Genomic DNA, 24,371 nt, shown 5'->3' on the forward strand with positions numbered 1-24,371 from the left:
CCGTTTCCGACGAGCTGCTTCCCGTCCCTCCGTTACCTCAACTCCCCATCTTTCACAGGAAGTTGCCGAAATCCCGGCCGTGTACCGTGCCGTCGGAGGGGGCAGTCTCCGATCATGAGGAGTGGCATGGACATCGGTGTCTTCATCCCCATCGGCAACAACGGCTGGCTGATCTCGAAGAGTTCCCCGCAGTACATGCCGACCTTCGAACTCAACAAGGCGGTCGTGCAGAAGGCCGAGGAACACGGGTTCGACTTCGCCCTGTCCATGATCAAACTCAAGGGCTTCGGCGGCGAGACCGAGTTCTGGGACCACTGTCTGGAGTCGTTCACGCTGATGGCGGGGCTGGCCGCGGTCACCGAGCGGATCAAGCTGTACGCCTCCACGCCGATCCTCGCCCTGCCGCCGGCGATCGTCGCGCGCATGGCGGTCACGGTCGACTCCATCGCCCCCGGGCGGTTCGGCGTCAACATCGTCACCGGCTGGGCGCCCGGCGAGTACGCGCAGATGGGCGTGTGGCCGGGCGACGAGCACTTCGGCAACCGCTACGAGCGGGCCGTGGAGTACGTGACGGTGATGAAGGAGCTGTGGAGCGAGGGCGTCAGCAACTTCAAGGGCGAGTTCTACGAGATGGACGACTGCGTGCTCTCGCCGCGGCCCACGGACGGGCACATCGACATCGTGGCCGCCGGACAGAGCGGCACGGGCATGCGGTTCGCCGCCGGGCACGCCGACTACAACTTCATCCTGGGCAGCGGGGTGAACACGCCGCTGGCCTTCTCGGACAGTGCGGCCACGCTGGTGCAGGCGGCGCGGGAGACCGGCCGTGACGTCGGTGCCCTGTCCCTGTTCATGGTCATAGCCGACGAGACCGACGAGGCCGCCCGCGCGAAGTGGCAGGACTACCACACGGGCGCCGACCACGCGGCCCTCGCCTACATGGCGGGGGAGTCGGCCACCGACACCACCGCCGACGACTCCTCCACGGCCCGGACCATCGTGCTGCCCGAGGGAGCCGTGAACTTCAACATGGGTACGCTCGTCGGGTCGTACGAGAGCGTCGCGCGCATGCTCGACGAGATCGCCGGGGTCGACGGGACCAAGGGGATCATGCTGGTCTTCGACGACTTCCTCGAGGGCATCGAGAGGTTCGGCACGCGGATCCAGCCGTTGATGCGATCACGGGACGGGCGGACATGAGAAGAGGCCGGTGCGCGCTCGCACCGGCCTCGCTCACGAGGTGACCTGTCCGGAGGTGCCTCAGTCCGTGCCGAACTCCATCGCCGCCCGGTCCAGCAGGGCCTCGTCCTCCGAGACCTCGCCGCGGGAGGCGATCGCCTCGGCGCCGCCTTCGGGGAGTTCCGGCATGGTGCCGATCAGGCCCGTGGCCGCCGCCTGGGAGGCACCGATGGTGGGGCTGCCGGTGCCGATCAGGCCGAGGCCGGCGTACTGCTCCAGCTTGGCGCGGGAGTCGGCGATGTCGAGGTTGCGCATGGTGAGCTGGCCGATCCGGTCGACCGGGCCGAAGGCCGAGTCCTCGGTCCGCTCCATCGACAGCTTGTCCGGGTGGTACGAGAACGCCGGGCCCGTGGTGTCGAGGATCGAGTAGTCCTCGCCGCGCCGCAGACGCAGGGTGACCTCGCCGGTGATCGCCGCGCCCACCCAGCGCTGGAGCGACTCGCGGATCATCAGGGCCTGCGGGTCCAGCCAGCGGCCCTCGTACATGAGACGGCCCAGGCGCCGGCCCTCGTTGTGGTACTGGGCGACGGTGTCCTCGTTGTGGATCGCGTTGACGAGACGCTCGTACGCCGCGTGCAGCAGGGCCATGCCGGGCGCCTCGTAGATGCCACGGCTCTTCGCCTCGATGATCCGGTTCTCGATCTGGTCGGACATGCCGAGGCCGTGCCGGCCGCCGATCGCGTTGGCCTCCATGACCAGGTCGACGGCGGAGCCGAACTCCTTGCCGTTGATGGTCACCGGGCGGCCCTGGTCGAAGCCGACCGTGACGTCCTCGGGGGCGATCTCGACCGACGGGTCCCAGAACTTGACGCCCATGATCGGCTCGACGGTCTCGATGCCGGTGTTGAGGTGCTCCAGGGTCTTGGCCTCGTGCGTGGCGCCCCAGATGTTGGCGTCGGTGGAGTACGCCTTCTCCGTCGAGTCCCGGTACGGCAGCTGGTGCGCGACCAGCCACTCGGACATCTCCTTGCGGCCGCCGAGCTCGGTCACGAAGTCCGCGTCCAGCCAGGGCTTGTAGATCCGCAGGTTCGGGTTGGCGAGCAGGCCGTAGCGGTAGAACCGCTCGATGTCGTTGCCCTTGAAGGTCGAACCGTCGCCCCAGATCTGGACGTTGTCCTCCAGCATCGCCCGGACCAGGAGCGTGCCGGTGACGGCGCGGCCCAGGGGCGTGGTGTTGAAGTACGCCCGCCCGCCCGAGCGGATGTGGAACGCCCCGCAGGTGAGCGCGGCCAGTCCCTCCTCGACCAGCGCGGCACGGCAGTCGACCAGGCGCGCGATCTCGGCGCCGTAGGCCTGCGCGCGGCCGGGCACCGAGTCGATGTCGGGCTCGTCGTACTGGCCGATGTTCGCGGTGTAGGTGCAGGGGATGGCGCCCTTGTCGCGCATCCACGCGACCGCGACGGAGGTGTCGAGACCGCCGGAGAAGGCGATGCCGACGCGCTCGCCGGCGGGGAGGGACGTGAGGACCTTGGACATAGGAAGATTATGCATCACCTCGCATGGTCATGCAAAGCCCCTGGTGTCACCCCTCACGTGATTCACGTCATCGTGGCGCTGACCCGCGGCGGGCGTGGGGTCGTCCTCGGGGTGGGCGCTCTGGCGGTGCCGGCCCGGGCCGTGCCGCTCTCGCAAGCGCCTACCCTTGACCCATGACCATCAGCAGCGACCGGAGCCCGGCAGTGGACGTTTCATCTCCGAAAACATATGAAGTGCGCACTTACGGGTGCCAGATGAACGTCCACGACTCCGAGCGATTGTCCGGCCTGCTGGAGGAGGCGGGTTACGTGCCCGCTCCCGAGGGTTCCGACGGGGACGCGGATGTCGTCGTCTTCAACACCTGCGCGGTGCGGGAGAACGCCGACAACCGGCTCTACGGCAACCTCGGCCGGCTCGCGCCGCGAAAGGTCTCGCGGCCCGGTATGCAGATCGCGGTCGGCGGCTGTCTCGCGCAGAAGGACCGCGACACCATCGTGAAGAAGGCGCCCTGGGTGGACGTCGTCTTCGGCACGCACAACATCGGCAAACTGCCGGTCCTGCTGGAACGCGCGCGCGTGCAGGAAGAGGCGCAGGTCGAGATCGCCGAGTCCCTTGAGGCGTTCCCGTCCACGCTGCCGACCCGGCGCGAGAGCGCCTACGCGGCCTGGGTGTCGATCTCCGTCGGCTGCAACAACACCTGCACCTTCTGCATCGTCCCGGCCCTGCGCGGCAAGGAGAAGGACCGCCGCACCGGCGACATCCTCGCCGAGATCGAGACACTGGTCGGCGAGGGCGTCTCCGAGATCACGCTGCTCGGCCAGAACGTCAACGCGTACGGCTCCGACATCGGCGACCGCGAGGCGTTCAGCAAGCTGCTGCGCGCGTGCGGCGCGATCGAGGGCCTGGAGCGCGTCCGCTTCACCTCCCCGCACCCTCGCGACTTCACGGACGACGTGATCGCGGCGATGGCCGAGACGCCGAACGTCATGCCGCAGCTGCACATGCCCCTGCAGTCCGGCTCGGACACGGTCCTGAAGGCGATGCGCCGCTCGTACCGCCAAGAGCGCTACCTGGGGATCATCGAGAAGGTCCGCGCCGCCATCCCGCACGCGGCGATCACCACCGACATCATCGTGGGCTTCCCCGGCGAGACCGAGGAGGACTTCGAGCAGACCATGCACGTGGTCCGCGAGGCCCGCTTCACGCAGGCCTTCACCTTCCAGTACTCCAAGCGTCCCGGGACCCCCGCCGCGACCATGGAGAACCAGATCCCCAAGGAGGTCGTCCAGGCGCGCTACGAGCGTCTTGTCGCCCTCCAGGAGGAGATCTCCTGGGAGGAGAACAAGAATCAGGTCGGCCGCACCCTGGAGCTGATGGTCGCCGAGGGCGAGGGCCGCAAGGACGGCGCCACCCACCGCCTCTCCGGCCGCGCCCCCGACAACCGCCTGGTCCACTTCACCAAGCCCGACCAGGAGGTCCGCCCCGGCGACGTGGTCACGGTCGAGATCACCTACGCCGCCCCCCACCACCTCCTCGCCGAGGGCGCCGTCCTCGATGTGCGCCGCACGCGCGCGGGGGACGCGTGGGAGAAGCGGAACGCGGCCGAGGCCGCCGTACCCGCGGGTGTCATGCTGGGCCTCCCGAAGATCGGGGTTCCCGAGCCGCTGCCGGCGGCCACGGGCGGCTGCGCGGCGCACTGAGCCCACGCCGCCGGTCACGCAGGAGAGGCGGGGCGGGGCATGGGGCGCTGGGTGGTCTTGGTAGACCGTAGCTACGGGGACCATCACGACGTCGACGAAGTGGCGCACTTCGAGGGCACCCGGGAGGAGGCCCGCGCACGCCTGTACGAGATCGCCTGCACCCACCGTCCGGGCGCCGGGCTGCGCCAGAAGCGTCGGCAGGTCTACCGGATCGGTGACGGGGACGCCTACTACGCGAACATCGAGGGCATGATGGCCACGTTTCGCGTGGTGTACCGGCTCGGCGAACTGGCATGGAGCACCCATCCCGAGTCCTGGCCCTGGGCCTGGAAGTAGGCTGCCGATCATGCTTGTAGCAGCCGCCGTCTGTCCGTGTCCGCCCCTACTCGTGCCGCCGGTCGCCGCCGGGGCGGCGCCCGAACTCGACGGGGCCCGCGCCGCCTGCACGGACGCGCTGGGCGTGCTCGCGGCGGCCCGGCCCGACCGCCTCGTCGTCGTGGGGCCCGCCGAGCAGAGCGGGCGCGGCCCGCACCCGCAGGGCGCCCGCGGCTCGTTCCGCGGCTTCGGCGTGGATGTGGACGTGTGGCTCGGACCGGAGCGGGGGCCGGCTCCGCAGCGCCCGCTGCCGACCTCACTCGCCGTCGCCGCCTGGCTGCTGGACCGCACCGGCTGGTCCGACGCCCCGATCGAGGGACTCGGTGTGGGGGAACCTCTGGAGCCCGAGCGGTGTATTCAGACCGGGAGGAAGATCGCCGCCCGGGCCGAGCGGGTGGCGCTGCTGGTGATGGGCGACGCCAGCGCCTGCCGCACGCTCAAGGCACCCGGCTACCTCGACGAGCGCGCGGCCCCGTTCGACGCGGAGGTCGCGCGTGCGCTGGGCGAGGCCGACGTGGCGACCTTGAAAGCGCTGGACGCCGAGTTGGCGTACGAACTGAAGGCCTCGGGCCGGGCCTGCTGGCAGGTCCTCGCGGGCGCGGCCGAGGGAGCGAGCCTCGGCGGCTCGCTGCTGTACGAGGACGCGCCGTACGGCGTGGGGTACGTGGTCGCGACCTGGTCCTGACGGCTGGATGAGCCGCAGGAGCCGTAGCGGAGTCCTGACGGGATACGGCGGCCGGCCGGGGGCGGTCCTGCCCCGCGGCCGTCCGTCGGTGTGCCGTGCTGCCCTTCAGGAAGCCGGCGGCGGTGAGGCCGGCGGCGGCGTGCTGCCGCCACCTGGTCCCTCCGTGCCGTCCCTGTGCGCGAGTCGGTCCATGGCGCCCTTGGCTTTGCCCGTGCCCGTCTGGATCTTGCCGCTGTACTTTCCCTTGGTCTTCTCGTCCACGACCTTCGCGGCCTTGTCGAGGCCGTGCTGGACCTTGTCCCCGTGCTGTTGCGCGAGGCCCGAGACCTTGTCCTTGGCCGGGCTGAGCTTGGCCTTCAGATTGTGCAGGAGACCCATCGTTCACCTTCCCACGCGGGGCAATTACGTGCGGGCGCCGTCACCGGCCTCCCGGTCGGCCGCCTCGTCGGCGGACTGCTGCTTGGGGATCTCGACGCCGTCGGCGGCGGTGTCCTCGACGGCCTCCGTAGCCGTCGCTCCATCCGCGTCCTCGCCCTTGGCCGTCTCGGCGACCTCGGCCTCGGTCCTGCCCTCGGCCTGGGACTCGGTCCCGACCTCGGCCTCGGCCTTGGCGTCGGTCGATCCCTTCGCCTCTCCCGCCTCCGCCGCGGCGGGCTCAGCTGTTGGGATGTCGGCCTGCGTCTCGGCGGTTGACGCCTCCTCCGTGGCCTTCGACCTCCGGAGAAGTCGTGCGAAAACGCCCATATCCACTCCATACGCTACTCGTGCGGGGGGAAACCCGCGTCGTCCTAAGCGCCCGATTGCGCCACCCGGATCGCCGCCTCCGCAGCCAGGGCGGCGGAAACCACGCAACTGGCAACGACGCCGGACCCGCGCCGTCACGTAACTCGTTCGAGGTGGTGCTCCTGGGTTTGCGAGACTGGGGCGGTGAGCAGCGCACCCCCCTCCCCCCGCGTCATCGCCGTCGTCGGACCCACTGCGGCCGGAAAGTCCGATCTGGGCGTCTTCCTCGCCCAGCGACTGGGAGGCGAGGTCGTCAACGCCGACTCCATGCAGCTCTACCGAGGGATGGACATCGGCACCGCCAAGCTGACGCCCGAGGAACGCGACGGCGTCCCGCACCACCTCCTGGACATCTGGGACGTGACCGTCACGGCGTCCGTCGCCGAGTACCAGAGGCTGGCCCGCGCCCGGATCGACGCCCTGCTCGCCGAGGGCCGCTGGCCGATCCTCGTCGGCGGTTCCGGGCTCTATGTCCGCGGGGCCGTCGACAACCTGGAGTTCCCCGGCACCGACCCCGAGGTCAGGGCCCGTCTGGAAGAAGAACTCGTGCTGCGCGGCTCCGGCGCGCTGCACGCCCGTCTCTCCGCCGCCGACCCCGGGGCCGGGCAGGCGATCCTGCCCAGCAACGGTCGCCGTATCGTCCGGGCCCTCGAAGTGATCGAGATCACCGGCAAGCCCTTCACCGCCAACCTCCCCGGCCACGACTCGGTCTACGACACCGTCCAGATCGGCGTCGACGTCGCGCGGCCCGAGCTCGACGAGCGCATCGCGCGCCGCGTCGACCGGATGTGGGAGGCGGGTCTCGTGGACGAGGTGCGGGAATTGGAGGCGCGCGGGTTGCGCGAGGGGCGCACGGCCTCGCGAGCGCTCGGGTACCAGCAGGTGCTCGCGGCGCTCTCGGGGGAGTGCACGATGGAGGACGCGCGGGTCGAGACCATCCGTGCCACGAAACGCTTCGCGCGCCGTCAGGATTCATGGTTCAGGCGCGATCCGCGGGTGCACTGGTTGAGTGGGGCCGCAGCGCACCTCACAGAACTTCCGCAGCTCGCACTGGCGTTGGTCGAACGACCGGTTACAGCCTGATCACGTCCTGGCATCGGGACGCTCCGGCCGTCATCCCCGCCTCCGGCGCCGTGCCATCATCGAGCTTCGATCGACCAAGTGGAGTCCGAGTTGGGAGGGCGCGTGGCGATGGAGGCCGGCCCTCGCGACACCGCACAAGGCACCGAGCCCCTCACCGCCGAGAGCGGTGAACCGGAGCAGGACGTACAGCGTCTGAGCCCCGACGGGCCCGACGACACCCAGGGCGGTGTGACCGCCGACGGTCCCGAGCCCGAGGAGATGTTCCCGGGCGGGGAAGAGGTCGAGGTCGAGCTGCGCCCGCAGCGCCGTCTGCGGATCTGGCAGCTCGCCCCCATCGTCTCGCTGGCCGCGGTCGGCTCCCTGATGTTCGCCTTTCCCCTGGCCTTCGACTTCGGTGACAGCGGAGCGGTGATCGCGATGCTGGGTCTGCTGATCTGCTCCTGTGCGGCGGGCTGGGGCATGATGGCCGCGCGCCGGGTTGGTTACACGTGGCCGGGACTGCCGCAACGGGGGTCCGGCGGCCGCGCGGACTGGCGGGTCGCGCTCGGGTACGTGCTGCTGGTAGCGGTCGTGGTCGTCCTCGCGGTCTGGCGCGTGGCGAGGCTCCGCTAGAGGCTTTCACGGGCGTGGGGCTGTGTCGTTCTGCGGCTACCGCCGAGTGGGCGAGGCTCCGCTGGAGGTTTTCATAGGCGTGGGGCTGTGTGGATCTGCGGCTACCGCCGAGCGGGCGCGACCAGTCCTCACCGGCCTGCACGTACGATCGAGACATGAGCACCCGGATCGCCTTTCTCAAGGGCCACGGCACCGAGAACGACTTCGTGATCGTCCCGGACCCCGAGAACACCATCGACCTGCCCGCCGCCGTCGTCGCCGCCCTGTGCGACCGCCGGGCGGGCATCGGCGGTGACGGCCTGCTCCACGTCGTACGGTCCGCCGAGCACCCCGAGGCCGCACACCTGGCCGGGGAGGCCGAGTGGTTCATGGACTACCGCAACGGCGACGGTTCCGTCGCCGAGATGTGCGGCAACGGCGTACGCGTCTTCGCCCGGTACCTGCAGCGTGCCGGTCACGTCACCGAGGGTGACCTCGCGGTGGCCACGCGCGGGGGCGTGAAGGCCGTGCACATCGCGAAGGGCGGTGACGTCACCGTCGGCATGGGCAAGGCGCTGCTCCCCGAGGGGGACGTGACGGTGAGCGTCGGCGACCGCAGCTGGCCCGCACGCAACGTGAACATGGGCAATCCGCATGCCGTCGCCTTCGTGGACGACCTGGCGCACGCCGGTGACCTGTACTCCCCACCGCCGTTCAGCCCGGCCGCCGCCTACCCGAGCGGGGTCAACGTCGAGTTCGTGGTCGACCGCGGCCCCCGCCATGTCGCCATGCGCGTGCACGAGCGCGGGGCGGGCGAGACCCGGTCCTGCGGCACGGGCGCGTGCGCCGTCGCCGTCGCCACGGCCCGCAGGGACGGCGCCGACCCGGGGGCCACCGGCACCCCGGCGACCTACACCGTCGACGTGCCCGGAGGCACCCTGGTGATCACCGAGCACAGCGACGGCGAGATCGAGATGACCGGACCCGCGGTGATCGTCGCCGAGGGCGAGATCGACGCCGACTGGCTTGAAAACGCGGTTGGTTGACCATATGAATCGCAGCACTCGGATGGCCTACGGCGTGGAACCCCAGTCTCCGACCCTCTGGGCGATTCAAAACCACGGTCGGCCGCCAGTCAGGCGGCGTGAAATCGTAAACCTCGAAGCCTTCCCTCGTATGGGTGATCCGTTTCACGCTCGCCGAGAGGCGGTCAGCCGGGCGTGATGGGCTCGGTAGCATCAAGCACCGGCCCGGACGGGGGACAGATGCCATCCCCTGAGCCGTGTCCGCCATGGGGCACCCCGTCCGCCGGTCCACAGCCGGAGGTGCCCATGAGTGCGGAGGCCACGAACCCCGCGACCCCAGGTCCGGTAACAGGTGCGGCCGCCCGTTGGCGGGCGCGGATCGACCTGCGCCGCCTGGGCCGCGCCGCGCTGCTCGGCCCCGCCGCCCGAGACCGGCTGCCCGACGCCATCGGCCATGTCGCCGAGGCCCACCGCGCCCACCACCCCGACGCCGACCTCGAACCGCTTCGCCGCGCCTGGGTCCTGGCCGAGTCCTCGCACCGCGGCCAGATGCGCAAGAGCGGTGAGCCGTACATCACACATCCGCTCGCCGTGACCCTGATCCTCGCCGAACTCGGCGCCGAGACCACGACCTTGACGGCCTCTCTGCTCCACGACACCGTCGAGGACACCGAGGTGACGCTCGATCAGGTCGGTGAGGAGTTCGGCGCCGAGGTCCGCTTCCTCGTCGACGGCGTCACCAAGCTGGAGAAGGTCGACTACGGCGCCGCCGCCGAGCCCGAGACCTTCCGCAAGATGCTCGTCGCCACCGGCAACGACGTCCGCGTGATGTCGATCAAGCTCGCCGACCGGCTGCACAACATGCGCACCCTCGGCGTGATGCGCCCCGAGAAGCAGGCCCGCATCGCCAAGGTCACCCGCGACGTCCTCATCCCGCTCGCCGAACGCCTCGGCGTCCAGGCACTCAAGACCGAGCTGGAAGACCTGGTCTTCGCGATCCTCCACCCCGAGGAGTACGAGCACACCCGCGAGTTGATCGTCGACAACGCCGCGCGCGCGGACGACCCGCTCGCCGAGATCGCGGACGAGGTACGGGGGGTGCTGCGCGAGGCCGGGATCCCGGCCGAAGTCGTCATCCGGCCGCGCCACTTCGTCTCCGTGCACCGCACGGCCCGCAAGCGCGGCAGACTGCGCGGCGCGGACTTCGGCCGCCTGCTGGTACTGGTCGGCGAGGACGCGGACTGCTACGCCGTCCTGGGCGAACTGCACACCTGTATGACGCCGGTCGTCTCGGAGTTCAAGGACTTCATCGCCGTACCGAAGTTCAACCTGTACCAGTCGCTGCACACCGCTGTGGCCCGCGGCGACGGCCAGGTCGTCGAGGTCCTCATCCGCACCCACCAGATGCACAAGGTCGCCGAAGCCGGCGTGGTCGCCCTCGGCAATCCGTACGCCCCGCCCTCGGACCCCTCGGAGGCGCCGGGCGCGTCCACCGGCGCAGGCGCCGACGAGGAGCGGGTGGACCCCACCCGGCCCGGCTGGCTCTCCCGCCTCCTCGACTGGCAGGCGGCCGCGCCCGACGCCGACACCTTCTGGTCGACCCTCCGTGAGGACCTCGCCCAGGACCGCGAGATCACCGTCTTCCGACCCGATGGCGGCACCCTGGGCCTGCCCGAGGGCGCGACCTGTGTGGACGCCGCGTACGCGCAGTACGGCGAGGACGCGCACGCGTGCCTCGGCGCCCGCGTCAACGGCCGTCTGGCGACCCTGAGCACCGTTCTGAAGGACGGCGACACCGTCCAGCTCCTCATGGGACAGGACCCCGCCGCCGAGCCCTCCAAGGAGTGGCTGGAGCACGCGCACACTCCCGCGGCGCGGATCGCCATCCAGCGGTGGATCGCGACCCATCCGTCGCACGAGACGCCGGAGGAGATCGTGGAGCGGGGCGGGGCGGCCGACGTGGCGAGGGCCACCACCGCAGAGCCACCGGTGGCCGACACTCCCGACAGCGTGGGCCGGGTCACCGCCGAGTCGCAGACCTCCGACAACCCGGCCGCCGACCACCCCGGCGCCGCCGTCGTCCTCGTCGACCAGCCCGGAGCGACCGTACGGCTCGCCGGCTGCTGTACGCCCGTACCGCCCGACGAGATCACCGGCTTCGCCGTGCGCGGGGGAGTGGTCACCGTGCATCGCGTCGAGTGCGCCGCGGTGGAGCGGATGAAGAGCGTGGGGCGCACGGAGGTCGGCGTGCGCTGGGGCGACACCGCCGGGTGTCGGGTCACGCTGTTCGCGGAATCGTTCGGCCGCCCGCACCTCCTCGCCGACCTCACCGAGGCCATGGCCGGCGAGGGCGCCGAGATCGTCTCCGCGACCGTCGAACCCCCCAGCCAGCAGCGAGTACGCCACACCTACACCGTCCAGCTGCCGGATGCGGCCCGGCTGCCGTCCCTGATGCGGGCGATGCGGAACGTGGCCGGGGTGTACGACGTGAGCAGGGCGCAGACGCCTGGGGCCTGAAGGACGGACGCCTTGGGGGGCGCCTGACGGGGGCGGGGATGGGGTCGCAGGTCTGCTGGCGCGTGGGGGCCGGTCCACAGGTCTACACGCGCGTAGGGGACTGATCCACAGGCCCGGACGCGCGTACCGGTCCACAGGTCTGGACACGGGTGAGGGATCGGTCCACAGGTCTTCACGCGGGTGAGGGTCCGGCTCGTAGGTCTTCGCAGGCGTATGCGGGATCGGTCGACAGGCCCTCATGCGCGTGGCAGGACCTCACACGCGCGTGGCAGGCCGCAGGACCTCTCACGCACGTGGCTGGCCAAATGACGTCAGGCGTCTCCTCAACGGAACCGGAGCACCCCGTTCGAGTGGGACAGTCGCGCGTCGTCGCCGTGGGGCACGCGCGCGCTGGTAGCGGTGGTGCATGCCGCTCAGCTCCCACACACACGCCGGTCCCACCCACACGCACTCCACCCACGCCGACCGGCTCGGCCCCGACGCCCCCCCTCGCCGTACCGGAAACGCCCGACGGCGCAGGGCGGTCGGGCTGCTCGCCTCCGCCGTCTCCGTCTGCCTGCTGGCCGCGAGCGCCCCGGCCGCACCCCTCGGGATCGGTGACCGCCTCTTCCCGCACCTCGGCAACCCCGGCTACGACGTGGCGTCGTACGACCTCTCCTTCACCTATCCCGGCGACAACAGCAAGCCGCTCACGGCCGTCACCACGATCGACGCCTGGACGACGACCGAACTCGACCGCATCAACCTCGACTTCGCACAGGGTGAGGTCCAGTCGGTGGAGGTCGACGGTCTGTCCGCGGACTTCACCAGCGCCGGCGAGGACCTCGTCGTCACACCCGACGGACCACTGCCCGCCGGCAGCTGGATGCGGATCACCGTCCGGCACACCAGTGACCCCGTCTCCGCCGACGACCGGGACGGCGGCTGGGTGCGCACCGCGGACGGGCTCGCCATGGCCAACCAGGCCGACGCCGCCCACCTGGTGTTCCCCTGCAACGACCACCCCTCCGACAAGGCGATGTTCACCATCCGGGTCACCGCACCCGACGGCTACACGGCCGTAGCCAACGGCCTGCCGACGGATGTGGACCGCGCCGGCCGGGCGACCACCTGGACATACCGCACCCAGCACCCCATGGCCACTGAACTCGCGCAGGTGTCGATCGGCCGCTCCACCGTGCTGCGCCGCAGCGGACCGCACGGACTGCCCGTCCGGGACGTCGTGCGCACAAAGGACCGCGCCAAGCTCGAACCCTGGCTCAAGAAGACTCCCGGACAGCTCGCCTGGATGGAGGGCAAGGTCGGGCAGTACCCCTTCGAGACGTACGGCATTCTCATGGCCGCCGCCGACACCGGCTTCGAGTTGGAAACCCAAACCCTGTCCCTCTTCGAGAAGGACCTCTTCACCGAGCCCGCCTTCCCCAAGTGGTACGTCGAGTCGATCATGGTCCACGAGCTCGCCCACCAATGGTTCGGCGACAGCGTCAGCCCCCGTACCTGGTCGGACCTGTGGCTCAACGAAGGGCATGCCACCTGGTACGAGGCCCTGTACGCGGAGGAGAAGGGGGGACGCACCCTTGCGGCCCGTATGAAGGCCGCGTACGGCGCCTCCGACCGCTGGCGGGCCGAAGGCGGACCGCCCGCCGCACCCAAGCCGCCCCAGCCCGGCCAGAAGATCAGCATCTTCCGGCCGAACGTCTACGACGGTGCCGCCCTCGTCCTGTACGCCCTGCGCCAGGAAATCGGCCGCAAGTCCTTCGAGAACCTGGAAAGGGCCTGGGTGCGGGAACACCGGGACGGCACGGCGTCGACCGCCGACTTCGTGCACCTCGCCTCCGAGATCTCCGGGCGCGACCTCAGCGGCTTCCTCCAGGGATGGCTCTACGGCAAGAAGACCCCGTCGATGCCCGGCCACCCGGAGTGGAAGGCCGTGGCACCGGCGAAAAGGCGGTGACGAGACGCCCCGTACCGTGCGACCATCTTCAGGTCGGCGCGGCACGGGGCGCGGGAATCTCCCGGGGTGCTCGTGCGTTGTGAGATGTGACCGCCGAATCGGAATCCCCATCGACGTAAGGATCAAATGACCTCCTCTTCATCCCCTTCCCAGGACACGCAGCGCCTCGCGCACACATACGCCGAAGGTCTTCGGGCCGATGCCCTGATGGAAGAGGACGTCGCCTGGAGCCACGAGATCGACGGAGAGCGGGACGGCGAGCAGTTCGACCGCTCCGAGCGCGCGGCGCTGCGACGCGTCGCAGGCCTCTCCACCGAACTCGAGGACGTCACCGAGGTCGAGTACCGTCAGCTCCGTCTGGAGCGGGTCGTGCTCGTCGGCGTCTGGACCTCGGGGACCGCGCAGGACGCGGACAACTCCCTCGCGGAGCTCGCCGCCCTCGCGGAGACCGCCGGCGCACTCGTGCTCGACGGTGTGATCCAGCGCCGCGACAAGCCCGACGCGGCCACCTACATCGGTTCCGGCAAGGCCGACGAGCTGCGGGACATCGTCCTGGAGACCGGCGCGGACACCGTCATCTGCGACGGTGAGCTCAGCCCGGGCCAGCTCATCCACCTCGAGGACGTCGTCAAGGTCAAGGTCATCGACCGTACGGCCCTGATCCTCGACATCTTCGCCCAGCACGCCAAGTCCCGAGAGGGCAAGGCGCAGGTCGCGCTCGCGCAGATGCAGTACATGCTGCCGAGGCTGCGCGGCTGGGGTCAGTCGCTGTCCCGTCAGATGGGCGGCGGCAAGGGCGGCGGCCTCGCCACCCGTGGTCCCGGTGAGACCAAGATCGAGACGGACCGGCGTCGGATCCGCGAGAAGATGGCGAAGATGCGCCGGGAGATCGCGGACATGAAGACCGGCCGTGAGATCAAGCGGCAGGAGCGCAAGCGCCACAAGGTGCCTTCAGTCGCCATCGCGGGCTACACCAACGCCGGCAAGTCGTCCCTGCTCAACCGCCTCACGGGCGCGGGCGTCCTGGTCGAGAACTCCCTGTTCGCGACCCTCGACCCGACCGTCCGGCGCGCGGAGACCCCGAGCGGCCGCCTGTACACACTGGCCGACACCGTCGGTTTTGTACGGCACCTGCCGCACCACCTGGTCGAGGCGTTCCGCTCCACCATGGAGGAGGTCGGCGAGTCCGACCTGATCCTGCACGTGGTGGACGGCTCGCACCCGGACCCGGAGGAGCAGCTGGCCGCCGTGCGCGAGGTGATCAGGGACGTCGGCGCCACCGGCGTGCCGGAGATCGTCGTGATCAACAAGGCCGACGCGGCCGACCCACTGACGCTCCAGCGGCTGATGCGGAACGAGAAGCGCTCCCTCGCGGTCTCGGCCCGTACCGGCCAGGGCATCGCCGAACTGCTCGCCCTGATCGACAACGAACTGCCCAGGCCGTCCGTCGAGATCGAGGTGCTCGTGCCGTACACCCACGGCAAGCTGGTCGCCCGTGCCCATGACGAGGGCGAGGTGATCTCCGAGGAGCACACGGCGGAGGGCACCCTGCTCAAGGTGCGGGTGCACGAGGAGCTGGCCGCGGAGCTGGCGCCGTACGTGCCGGCACCGGTTGTGGTCTGAGTGCTGTAGCCCTCCGAGCCATAGCTCTGTGAGCCTTAGCTCTCTGAGAGGCCCGCCCTTCTCCCGAAGGGCGGGCCTCCAGCGTGTTCAGGTCACCGACGGTTCGTGGTCCGTTGTGGGCGTTATGGTCGTCGGTGCCGACAGCGGGCTCGGGAAAGCCGAGGGGCTCACTGGCTCGCGAACTTCTCGCTGACCGAGTCGTACGCGCCCTTGGCCACCTCACCCAGCCGGGGCCCGGCCAGCCAGCCCGCGCTCACCGGCCCGATCGAGGTGTTGGACACCAGGGCCGGCCGGCCGTCCGCACCGGTCGCGACCCAGCCGCCGCCGGACGAACCGCCGGTCATGGTGCAACCGATGCGGTACATCGTCGGGGCCGAGGCGTTGATCGACAGCCGTCCCGGCCTGTCCTGGCACTGGTACAGCGTCCCCCCGTCGAACGGCGCCGCAGCCGGATACCCACCCGCCGTGATGCTCTCCACCTGCGGCACCGCGGGCGCGGTGAAGTTCACCGGCAGGGCCGAACCGACCGTCTCCTCCAGCGACTTGCCTGTGCCCCCCTCCTCCGGCGTCACATGGATGACGGCGAAGTCGTACGGGGCACCGTCCCCGCCGGTCGGGCCGCCCTGGGCTATCCACTGGTCCGAGGTCTGCGCCCAGTCGGCCCACCAGACGCCGTACGGAGCGACGTCCTTCTCGCTCGCGCCCTCCAACTCCGCGCCCGACAAGGCCCGGTCGTTGTACGACGGCACGAACGCGGTGTTGCGGTACCAGCCACCGCTCTTGCCAGCGTGCACACAATGCCCCGCCGTCCACACCAGGTCGGACTTGCCCGGGTGTGCCGGGTCCTCCACGACCGTCGCCGAGCAGACCATGGTGCCCTCGGGGGAGTCGAAGAACACCTTGCCCGCCTCGGGAACGTTGTCGTGGTACGTAGGAGATACGGGTTTCGCGTCCACCGGCGCCGGCTCCGGGTCGGTCACACCCTGATCACCCGAGAGGTCGCTCTCCTGGACACCGCGATCGGGATCCTCGGCCTCCCGCATCCGGTCCGGGTCCCACAGGCCCTCGATGATCGGGTTGATGTAGTCCTGGGCCTCGCGCAGCCAGTCGTCCCTGTCCCAGTTCTTCCAGGCGCCGTTCTTCCACTTGTCGACATCGATCCCGTGCTCCCTGAGCCTGTCCCTGATGTCGTCCGGGATCGTGATCTTGCCGTCGCCCTCGGACGTGTCCGAGGCGGAGGCCTGCGCGTTCGCGTCCGAGTCGCCCGAACCGCAGCCGGTGGCGGTCAGTGCCAGCACGGAGGCGAGAGCCATTGCGGCGAGAACAGGAGCGGTTCTGCGGCGGGCGCCCTTTTCGCCATCGCCGCGAGCAGTCAATGACAGCGGTTCGGATCCCATGCTCTGCCTCCCCCTGTGTGGACGAACCTGGGTGCGCGACCGGAGACTTCGCGCCGACATCCCGCGAGTTCCCCCTCATGCACCGCGACTTGGAACGACATCACACACTATGCGCCCGTTATGGGGGACTTCCGACGGAACCGCAACAGTTCCGTCACGCCAAAGATCTTCAGGCAACCCGTAACCCGGTGAACGGTCCGGGGTTGGTAGCGGTGGGGGCTTGCTGCCGGCGGACGCTTCGGTCCCCGGCGCCCCAATCCCCGGAGATTTCCCGACAGTCGGGGCATCGATGTGCCGAGCTGTCGAGCAAAGGGTCCCGGGGTTCCGTATGTCGGGGCGGGTGAGTCCGCGAGGGAACCGCTTGCCCCTGCACAGCGCGACGACGGGAGAACCATGGCCGTGACCGAGACCGCACCCGGGGAGGCCATGGCGGGGCACACCGCCGTCGAGGAACCGTCGGAGGCCCGCTCCGCGCACGAGGGAATCCTGCGGCGCCAGTCCGCCCGCGAGTCGGCGGCACGCACCTACGCCCGTGCCCTCCCGATCGTGCCGGTACGTGCACGCGGTCTGACCATCGAGGGCGCCGACGGCCGCCGCTACCTCGACTGTCTTTCCGGCGCCGGCACCCTTGCCCTCGGACACAACCACCCCGTCGTCCTGGAGGCGATCCGCAAGGTCCTCGATTCGGGCGCACCCCTCCACGTCCTCGACCTCGCGACGCCCGTCAAGGACGCCTTCATCACCGAACTGTTCCGCACCCTGCCGCCCGGTCTCGCCGACCACGCACGCGTGCAGTTCTGCGGCCCGGCCGGCACCGATGCGGTGGAGGCCGCGTTCAAGCTCGTGCGCGCCGCGACCGGCCGCAACGGCATACTCGCCTTCGCCGGCGCCTATCACGGCATGACCTCCGGCGCTCTCGAAGCGTCCGGCCACGCCTTCGACGTACGGGTCGCCCGGCTGCCCTACCCGCAGGACTACCGCTGTCCCTTCGGGATCGGTGGCCCGCACGGCGCCGAACTCGCCGCCCGCTGGACGGAGTCCGTCCTCGACGACCCCAAGTCCGGGGTGCCGCTGCCCGCAGCGATGATCCTCGAGCCCGTCCAGGGCGAGGGCGGAGTGCTTCCGGCTCCCGACGCATGGATGCGACGCATGCGACGGATCACGGCCGACCGCTCGATCCCGCTCATCGCCGACGAGGTCCAGACGGGAGTCGGCCGTACCGGAGCTTTCTGGGCCGTGGAGCACAGCGGCATCACTCCCGACGTGATGGTTCTGTCCAAGGCCATCGGCGGAAGCCTGCCCCTCGCCGTGGTGGTCTACCGCGACGACCTCGACGTCTGGGAACCCGGCGCCCACGCCGGCACCTTCCGCGGCAACCAACTCGCCATGGCCGCGGGCACGGCCACGATGGCCTACGTCCGCGAGAACGGGCTCACGGAACGCGCGGCAACGCTCGGTGCGCGGATGCTGGAACAACTCCGAGGGTTGAGCCGGGAGTTTTCTGTGATCGGTGATGTGCGGGGGCGGGGGTTGATGATCGGGCTGGAGATGGTGGAGGAGGAAGGCGAAGGGGAGGAGCGGGGTGTCGCGGGTGTCGCTGGACCCGGGGGATCCAACGGGCACGGTGCGACTGGTAGGTCCGGTGGATCCGATGACGATCGTGGGTCCGCTGGGTCCGCTGGGTCCGCGGGGCTGTTGGGCTCGGTCGGGCTGAGTAGTGCCGATGGGGCGGGGGCCGGGGCGATGCCGGGTTCCCTCCCGTCCCCTCGCCCTGCCTCTCCTGAGCTTGCCGTCGCCGTCCAGCGGGAGTGCCTCCGGCGTGGTCTGATCGTCGAACTCGGTGGTCGTCACGCGAGCGTCGTGCGCCTGCTCCCCCCTCTGACGATCACCGACGAACAGGCGACCGCCGTCCTCGACCGACTCGCCGACGCCGTGGCAGCTGTGGCCCGCGGTCACGGCCGCGGTGCGGGGAGACAACAGCAGCGTCGGCGCCGGAACGAGGGGACGGGGTAGCTGCCCGAGTTGCGGCGGGAGCCGAAGGGGCGGCAGGAACTGACGTGTCGGCTGGAGCCGAACCGGGGCCGCAGCCACGCCCTCAACCCGAGCGACAACTCCTCCCAGGACCGGCGGGACAGCCGCGTTCGGGGTCGGGGCTGGGGCTGAGGGCGGGACTGGAGCCGGGGCCGGGGCTGGGACCGGAGTCGGATCCGGATCCGGAGTCGGGACCGGAGCTGGGGTCGGGACTGGGACCGGATTCGGAGTCGGGACTGGAGTTGGAATCGGGGTTCGGCCGGCAGCCGGAGTCCGGGCCGGGCCCATAGGCGCCGCCACCCTTCGCGCCACAGGCCGAGGCGCGAGCCGCTTACCGACGCTCCGAACAGTCGCCGCCATCCCGCCGATTGCTCACCGAATCCCTCCCGAACACCACTCACCTCCACGCGATGCGACCGCTCATCTGCTCTAGATCCCCGGTCAACCGGTCGCCCTTTACAACGGCACAACAATCTGCGCCCACCACCCACGAGGCAGCAGCCCCTCCCAGGCAGAACCACCCCTGAGGACACCGCACTTGAACACCACCCCCACCCCCCAAGACCGCACCCCCACGAACCCGCGCAACCACTCCGAGACAGCCCCCTCTCCGCAGCGCCGCTCCCGCCCCGACCACACCCCGCACCAGGGCAGCCCTCCCGAGCGGGAACGCCTGCGCGGCGCCACCAGCGACCCGCTGAGTCATCCAGACCCGCGCACCGCGGCCGAAGCCGCCACCGTGGAGAATCTGCTGCGCTGCTGGGTTCGCGAGACGGACCTGCCCGCCCCCACCGGCGGAGCCCTCCGCATTGATCTTCCCGCCAGCGGCACCTCCCTCCTCGTCCCCGTCCTCTACTGGTCGCCGACGGGATGGCACCGTTTCGGCCTCCCCCATCTCGCCGACGCCCCCGGGCAGGCCCCGCCGGCCGATGCGGTCACCGTCGCGGCGCTGCTCACTCGGGAGGGGCTGACGGCAGAGGCCCCCGCGTCTGCAGCCGGTGCCGAAGTCGTGGCCCGTGTGGCCGACTCCGTCCGCCGTACCGCCACCTTCGTCCGCGAGCGCCGCAAATACGCCGACGATGGCCCCGACCTCTTCCTCACCGCCGAACAGGCACTCGTCCTCGGCCACCCTTTGCACCCGGCCCCCAAGAGCCGCGAAGGTCTCTCCGAAGCCGAAGCAGCCTCGTACTCACCCGAGCTGCGCGGCTCCTTTCTCCTGCACTGGCTCGCCGTCGACCCCTCTCTGCTCGCCACCGACTCGGCCTGGACCGAACGCGGCCGTGCCGTCACCGCCGCCCAGCTCACCCGACGCCTGGCCGGCCCCGACCTGCCGCTGCCCGACGGCCGCACGGCCCTGCCGCTGCACCCCTGGCAACTCCGCGAGGTGCGGCACCGTTCCGAGACCGCCCCGCTGTTCGACGCCGGACTGCTCCAGGACCTGGGCGCCCACGGCTCCCCCTGGTATCCCACCTCCTCCGTACGCACGGTCCATCGCTCCGGCGCCCCCGCCATGCTCAAGCTCTCGCTGGCCCTGCGCATCACCAACTCCCGCCGCGAAAACCTCCGCAAGGAACTCCACCGTGGTGTCGAGGTGCACCGGCTCCTGCGCAGCGGCCTGTCCAAGCAGTGGCAGGCGGCCCACCCGTCCTTCGACATCGTCCGTGACCCTGCCTGGCTCGCCATCGACGGGCCCGACGGCAGTCCCGTCCCCGGAATCGACGTGATGATCCGGCACAACCCCTTCAACCCCTCTCACGACGTCTCCTGCATCGCCGGACTCGTCTCACCCCGTCCCGGTCCCGGCGCCCAGGCCGCTGCCACCGACGACCGCCCGGCCGGAGACAGGCCGGACCGCGACCGCCCCGAGACGGACCGGCCGGTCTGGCGGTCCCGTCTGGCCGAGGTCGTCACCCGTCTCGCCGTCCGCACCGGCCGCCCCCGAGGAGCCGTCGCCGCCGAGTGGTTCCTGCGCTACCTGGAACACGTCGTCCGCCCGGTGCTGTGGCTCGACGGGGAAGCGGGCATCGCTCTGGAGGCGCATCAGCAGAACACCTTGGTCCTGTTGGACGCCGACGGTTGGCCCGCCGGCGGCCGGTACCGCGACAACCAGGGCTACTACTTCCGCGAGTCCCGACGGGCGGAGCTCGATGCCCGCCTGCCCGGCATCGGCGCATACAGCGACACTTTCGTCTCCGATGAGGTCACCGACGAGCGTTTCGCCTACTACCTCGCGATCAACAACGTCCTCGGCCTCATCGGTGCGTTCGGCTCCCAGCGTCTGGCCGACGAACGGCTGCTCCTCGCCGCCTTCCGCGGCTTCCTCGACGATGTGGCCTGCGGACCCGCGCGACTGCGCACCACCCTCCCCGGCCGCCTGCTCGACTCACCCGTTCTGCGCTGCAAGGCCAATCTGCTGACCCGCGTGCACGGCTTGGACGAACTCGTCGGCCCGGTCGACACCCAGTCCGTCTACGTCACCATCGCCAACCCCCTTCACTCCTGAGGAACATGACCCACCCCACCTCCTGAGAGGAGAGTCCTGTGTCTGCCACAAACGCGAGTGCCGATGCCGTTTCCGCCACCTCGACCGACGGCACCGGCGCCTGTCCCGACGCGGGCGAGGACAGCGTCGCCCTGGGCATTCGCCGGGGCACCGACAATGAGGACACGCTGGAGCTGCGCCTGCCTGACGAACTAGTCGCGCTCTTCGAGGAGGGACGGTCAGGCGCAGATACAGCCACGGTCGATGCTGCAGCCAGACACGGAGACGTACACGGGCACGGGCAACAGAGCTGGAGCGATGGCACTGCCCCGCCCGCCGCACGCACCCCGGGCGGCGACGACCTCCTCGACGGAGTCGCCGACTGGGGGCCGGTCGCGACCCCGGCAGGCGCGTTCCAGCTCGTGCCCGTACGCGTCGAGCGGGACCTTGCACTCGTCTGCCGCTGGATGAACGACCCTGCCGTCACCGCGTTCTGGGAGCTGGCCGGGCCCCAGAACATGACGGAGGACCATCTGCGCCCCCAACTGGCCGGTGACGGGCGCAGCTCTCCCTGCCTCGGGGTTCTGGAAGGCACTCCGATGAGCTACTGGGAGATCTACCGGGCAGACCTGGATCCGCTGGCCCGCCACTATCCGGTCAGACCGCACGACACCGGTATCCATCTCCTCATCGGCGCCGTCACCGATCGAGGTCGCGGTCTCGGCAGCACTCTTCTCAGAGCCGTCGCCGATCTCGTACTCGACAGGCGACCCGCCTGTGCTCGTGTCATTGCGGAACCCGACCTTCGCAACATCCCGTCCGTCACCGCCTTTCTGAGCGCAGGCTTCCGCTTCTCCGCTGAGGTCGACCTGCCCACCAAGCGGGCGGCCCTCATGGTCCGAGATCGGTCCCTGCGCGATCTGCTGTAGCAACGCGTCATCACGCAATCACTTTTGGTACACCGCTCGCGCCCATCCGGTTCCCACCCGCCGCGAGACTTTTTCGACGACCCCGGACACACGACCCGGGACACACGACCTCGGACACACGACCCGGGACACACGACCTCGGACACACGACCCGGGACACACGACGCCGGACACGCGACCCGGGACGACCTCGGACGCACGACCTCGGACACCCGGGTTCCGCCATACCGGTTCCGCCCACAAAAGCCTCGGTCAATCTCGGCCACCGCATGACCGAAGTCGCCTCCACTCGGATCAGACCCGGCTGAAGTCGAACCGAGTCGACCAGATCCGACCCCGCTCGCCACCCCTCCGAGGAGTTCCCGGCCTTGATCCCGCCCCTCGTCCCCGCCGTGATCACCCCTTTGTCAGTGCTGGGCCGTAGGGTGGTCGCGCTATGACGAAGCCCTCACTCCCCGAACTCCTGCATGCTGCCGTCACTGCCGTCGGCGGTACGGAGCGCCCCGGCCAGGTGACCATGGCCGAATCCGTCGCGGACGCGATCGACGACGGCTCCCACCTGCTGGTGCAGGCCGGCACCGGTACCGGAAAGTCGCTCGGCTATCTCGTGCCCGCACTCGCGCACGGGGAGCGGGTCGTCGTCGCGACGGCCACCCTCGCGCTGCAGAGACAGCTCGTCGAGCGCGACCTACCGCGCACGGTCGAGGCGCTGCACCCGCTGCTGCGCCGCCGCCCGGAGTTCGCGATGCTCAAGGGCCGGTCGAACTATCTGTGTCTGCACCGCCTCCACGAGGGCGTCCCGCAGGACGAGGAGGAGGGGCTCTTCGACCAGTTCGAGGCCGCCGCGCCCACCAGCAGGCTGGGCCAGGATCTGCTGCGGCTGCGGGACTGGTCGCAGGACACCGAGACCGGTGACCGCGACGATCTCACGCCGGGCGTCTCCGACCGCGCCTGGGCGCAGATCTCCGTGTCCTCCCGTGAGTGCCTGGGAGCGACGAAGTGCGCCTACGGCGCCGAGTGCTTCGCCGAGATGGCCCGCGAGCGTGCCAAGCTCGCCGAGGTCGTCGTCACCAACCACGCGCTGCTCGCGATCGACGCCATCGAAGGCGCCCCCGTACTTCCTCAGCACGAAGTACTGATCGTCGACGAGGCGCACGAGCTGGTCTCCAGGGTCACCGGTGTCGCCACCGGCGAGCTCACCCCGGGCCAGGTCAATCGCGCGGTGCGCCGCGCCGCGAAGCTCGTCAACGAAAAGGCGGCCGATCAGCTCCAGACCGCGGCGGAGGGCTTCGAGCGGCTGATGGAGCTAGCCCTGCCCGGCAGGCTGGAGGAGATCCCGGAGGACCTCGGGTACGCGCTCATGGCCCTGCGTGACGCCGCTCGTACGGTCATCTCCGGGATCGGAGCGACCCGCGACAAGTCGGTCCAGGACGAGGACGCGGTCCGTAAACAGGCGCTGGCCTCCGTGGAGGCGGTGCACGACGTGGCGGAGCGGATCACGAACGGCTCGGAGTGGGACGTCGTCTGGTACGAGCGGCACGACCGCTTCGGAGCCTCCTTGCGCGTGGCCCCCATGTCGGTCTCCGGCCTGCTGCGGGAGAAGCTGTTCGCGGACCGTTCCGTGGTCCTGACCTCGGCGACGTTGAAGCTGGGTGGCGACTTCAACGGCGTAGGAGCGTCCCTGGGGCTCGCCCCGGAAGGAACCGAGGGCGAAGACCTACCGCAGTGGAAGGGCCTCGACGTCGGTTCGCCCTTCGACTACCCCAGGCAGGGAATCCTCTATGTCGCCAAGCACCTCTCTCGCCCCGCGCGCGACGGTGACCGAGTGGACATGCTCGACGAGCTGACCGACCTCATCCAGGCGGCAGGTGGCCGCACCCTGGGGCTCTTCTCCTCCATGAGGGCCGCCCAGCTGGCCGCAGAGGAGCTGCGCTCCCGCATCCCGGAGTTCCCGATCCTCCTCCAGGGTGAGGAGACCCTCGGCGAACTGATCAAGAACTTCGCGGCAGACCCGCGGACCTGCCTCTTCGGCACGCTGTCGCTCTGGCAGGGCGTCGACGTCCCCGGCCCCAGCTGCCAGCTGGTCGTCATGGACAAGATCCCGTTTCCGCGCCCGGACGACCCTCTGATGAGCGCCCGCCAGAAGGCGGTGGAGGACGCGGGGGGCAACGGCTTCATGGCGGTCGCCGCCACGCATGCCGCACTGCTCATGGCCCAGGGCGCCGGCCGCCTCGTCCGGGCCTCGGGGGACCGTGGTGTGGTCGCGGTACTCGATCAGAGACTGGCGACGGCGCGGTACGGCAGCTACCTGAAGGCGTCACTGCCCGACTTCTGGTACACCACGGACCGTAACCAGGTGCGTAAGTCCCTGACGGCGATCGACGCCGCGGCGAGGGCGACGGAAGCGGCGGGGCTTGCGGCAGAGGCCGCGGAGGCGCAGGCGGAAGCCGAGTGATCGCGGTTGGCCTGACCCCTCACCGG

The 24,371-nt window shown here is 70.3% G+C and carries 18 protein-coding genes; 14 read left to right on the forward strand and 4 right to left on the reverse strand.

Features of this window, described 5'->3' with window-relative positions; genetic code table 11:
- Positions 1–126 precede the first annotated feature (126 nt).
- Complete coding sequence (gene rutA, locus BFN33_RS20840; RefSeq protein WP_069761578.1) at positions 127–1,200, forward strand: pyrimidine utilization protein A; 1,074 nt, start codon at positions 127–129, stop codon at positions 1,198–1,200.
- 60 nt (positions 1,201–1,260) lie between these two features.
- Here rutA and argG read toward each other — a convergent pair whose 3' ends face one another.
- Entirely contained in the window at positions 1,261–2,715 is a 1,455-nt protein-coding gene (argG, locus tag BFN33_RS20845) for an argininosuccinate synthase (protein WP_062035887.1), read from the reverse strand.
- A 173-nt stretch (positions 2,716–2,888) separates the two neighbouring features.
- Between argG and miaB the strand changes: the two genes are divergently transcribed.
- From miaB to BFN33_RS20860, 3 genes are read left to right on the forward strand one after another with little or no spacing between them, the layout of a single operon-like run.
- Positions 2,889–4,415, forward strand: a complete 1,527-nt coding sequence (gene miaB / locus BFN33_RS20850; protein ID WP_176742428.1) for a tRNA (N6-isopentenyl adenosine(37)-C2)-methylthiotransferase MiaB — start codon at positions 2,889–2,891, stop codon at positions 4,413–4,415.
- 51 nt (positions 4,416–4,466) lie between these two features.
- Positions 4,467–4,751, forward strand: coding sequence for a hypothetical protein (locus BFN33_RS20855; RefSeq protein ID WP_256122804.1), 285 nt, complete (start codon positions 4,467–4,469; stop codon positions 4,749–4,751).
- 10 nt (positions 4,752–4,761) lie between these two features.
- Positions 4,762–5,475 carry a class III extradiol dioxygenase subunit B-like domain-containing protein gene (locus BFN33_RS20860; protein ID WP_079140903.1) on the forward strand — a complete coding sequence of 238 codons (714 nt, stop codon included), beginning with the start codon at positions 4,762–4,764 and terminating at the stop codon, positions 5,473–5,475.
- 105 nt (positions 5,476–5,580) lie between these two features.
- Here the strand turns inward: BFN33_RS20860 and BFN33_RS20865 are convergent, their stop codons facing one another.
- Positions 5,581–5,853 (reverse strand): antitoxin, encoded by a 273-nt coding sequence (locus tag BFN33_RS20865; protein WP_069761582.1) that lies wholly within the window; start codon positions 5,851–5,853, stop codon positions 5,581–5,583.
- A gap of 24 nt (positions 5,854–5,877) precedes the next feature.
- Entirely contained in the window at positions 5,878–6,219 is a 342-nt protein-coding gene (locus BFN33_RS53205) for a hypothetical protein (protein ID WP_069761583.1), read from the reverse strand.
- 183 nt (positions 6,220–6,402) lie between these two features.
- Here BFN33_RS53205 and miaA point away from each other — a divergent pair, with 183 nt between their 5' ends.
- From miaA to hflX, 6 genes are all read left to right on the forward strand, one after another.
- Positions 6,403–7,341 (forward strand): tRNA (adenosine(37)-N6)-dimethylallyltransferase MiaA, encoded by a 939-nt coding sequence (gene miaA, locus BFN33_RS20875; RefSeq protein ID WP_069761584.1) that lies wholly within the window; start codon positions 6,403–6,405, stop codon positions 7,339–7,341.
- A gap of 108 nt (positions 7,342–7,449) precedes the next feature.
- A complete protein-coding gene (locus tag BFN33_RS20880) occupies positions 7,450–7,953 on the forward strand; it encodes a hypothetical protein (RefSeq protein ID WP_069761585.1) in 504 nt (167 codons plus the stop codon).
- A gap of 155 nt (positions 7,954–8,108) precedes the next feature.
- On the forward strand, positions 8,109–8,978 hold the full coding sequence (gene dapF, locus BFN33_RS20885) for a diaminopimelate epimerase (protein WP_069761586.1): 870 nt from the start codon (positions 8,109–8,111) through the stop codon (positions 8,976–8,978).
- A gap of 285 nt (positions 8,979–9,263) precedes the next feature.
- The gene (locus BFN33_RS20890) at positions 9,264–11,474 is read left to right on the forward strand and encodes a bifunctional (p)ppGpp synthetase/guanosine-3',5'-bis(diphosphate) 3'-pyrophosphohydrolase (protein ID WP_069761587.1); all 2,211 of its coding nucleotides are present in this window, start codon (positions 9,264–9,266) and stop codon (positions 11,472–11,474) included.
- A gap of 406 nt (positions 11,475–11,880) precedes the next feature.
- Complete coding sequence (locus tag BFN33_RS20895; RefSeq protein ID WP_069761588.1) at positions 11,881–13,428, forward strand: M1 family metallopeptidase; 1,548 nt, start codon at positions 11,881–11,883, stop codon at positions 13,426–13,428.
- A 126-nt stretch (positions 13,429–13,554) separates the two neighbouring features.
- Complete coding sequence (hflX, locus tag BFN33_RS20900; RefSeq protein ID WP_069761589.1) at positions 13,555–15,051, forward strand: GTPase HflX; 1,497 nt, start codon at positions 13,555–13,557, stop codon at positions 15,049–15,051.
- 167 nt (positions 15,052–15,218) lie between these two features.
- Here the strand turns inward: hflX and BFN33_RS20905 are convergent, their stop codons facing one another.
- Complete coding sequence (locus BFN33_RS20905) at positions 15,219–16,448, reverse strand: serine protease (RefSeq protein ID WP_069761590.1); 1,230 nt, start codon at positions 16,446–16,448, stop codon at positions 15,219–15,221.
- Positions 16,449–16,841: 393 nt separating this feature from the next.
- On the opposite strand from BFN33_RS20905, the gene BFN33_RS20910 reads away from it, so the two are divergent.
- The 4 genes from BFN33_RS20910 (at position 16,842) to BFN33_RS20925 (ending at position 24,345) form a co-directional block, all read left to right on the forward strand.
- A complete protein-coding gene (locus tag BFN33_RS20910; RefSeq protein ID WP_069761591.1) occupies positions 16,842–18,461 on the forward strand; it encodes a diaminobutyrate--2-oxoglutarate transaminase family protein in 1,620 nt (539 codons plus the stop codon).
- 556 nt (positions 18,462–19,017) lie between these two features.
- Positions 19,018–20,982, forward strand: a complete 1,965-nt coding sequence (locus BFN33_RS20915) for an IucA/IucC family protein (RefSeq protein WP_069761592.1) — start codon at positions 19,018–19,020, stop codon at positions 20,980–20,982.
- A gap of 38 nt (positions 20,983–21,020) precedes the next feature.
- On the forward strand, positions 21,021–21,890 hold the full coding sequence (locus tag BFN33_RS20920; RefSeq protein ID WP_069761593.1) for a GNAT family N-acetyltransferase: 870 nt from the start codon (positions 21,021–21,023) through the stop codon (positions 21,888–21,890).
- A 436-nt stretch (positions 21,891–22,326) separates the two neighbouring features.
- Positions 22,327–24,345 (forward strand): ATP-dependent DNA helicase, encoded by a 2,019-nt coding sequence (locus tag BFN33_RS20925; protein ID WP_069761594.1) that lies wholly within the window; start codon positions 22,327–22,329, stop codon positions 24,343–24,345.
- Positions 24,346–24,371: the final 26 nt, after the last annotated feature.

Source organism: Streptomyces sp. LUP47B, assembly GCF_001746295.1.
In the GTDB taxonomy this organism is placed as follows: Bacteria; Actinomycetota; Actinomycetes; order Streptomycetales; family Streptomycetaceae; genus Streptomyces.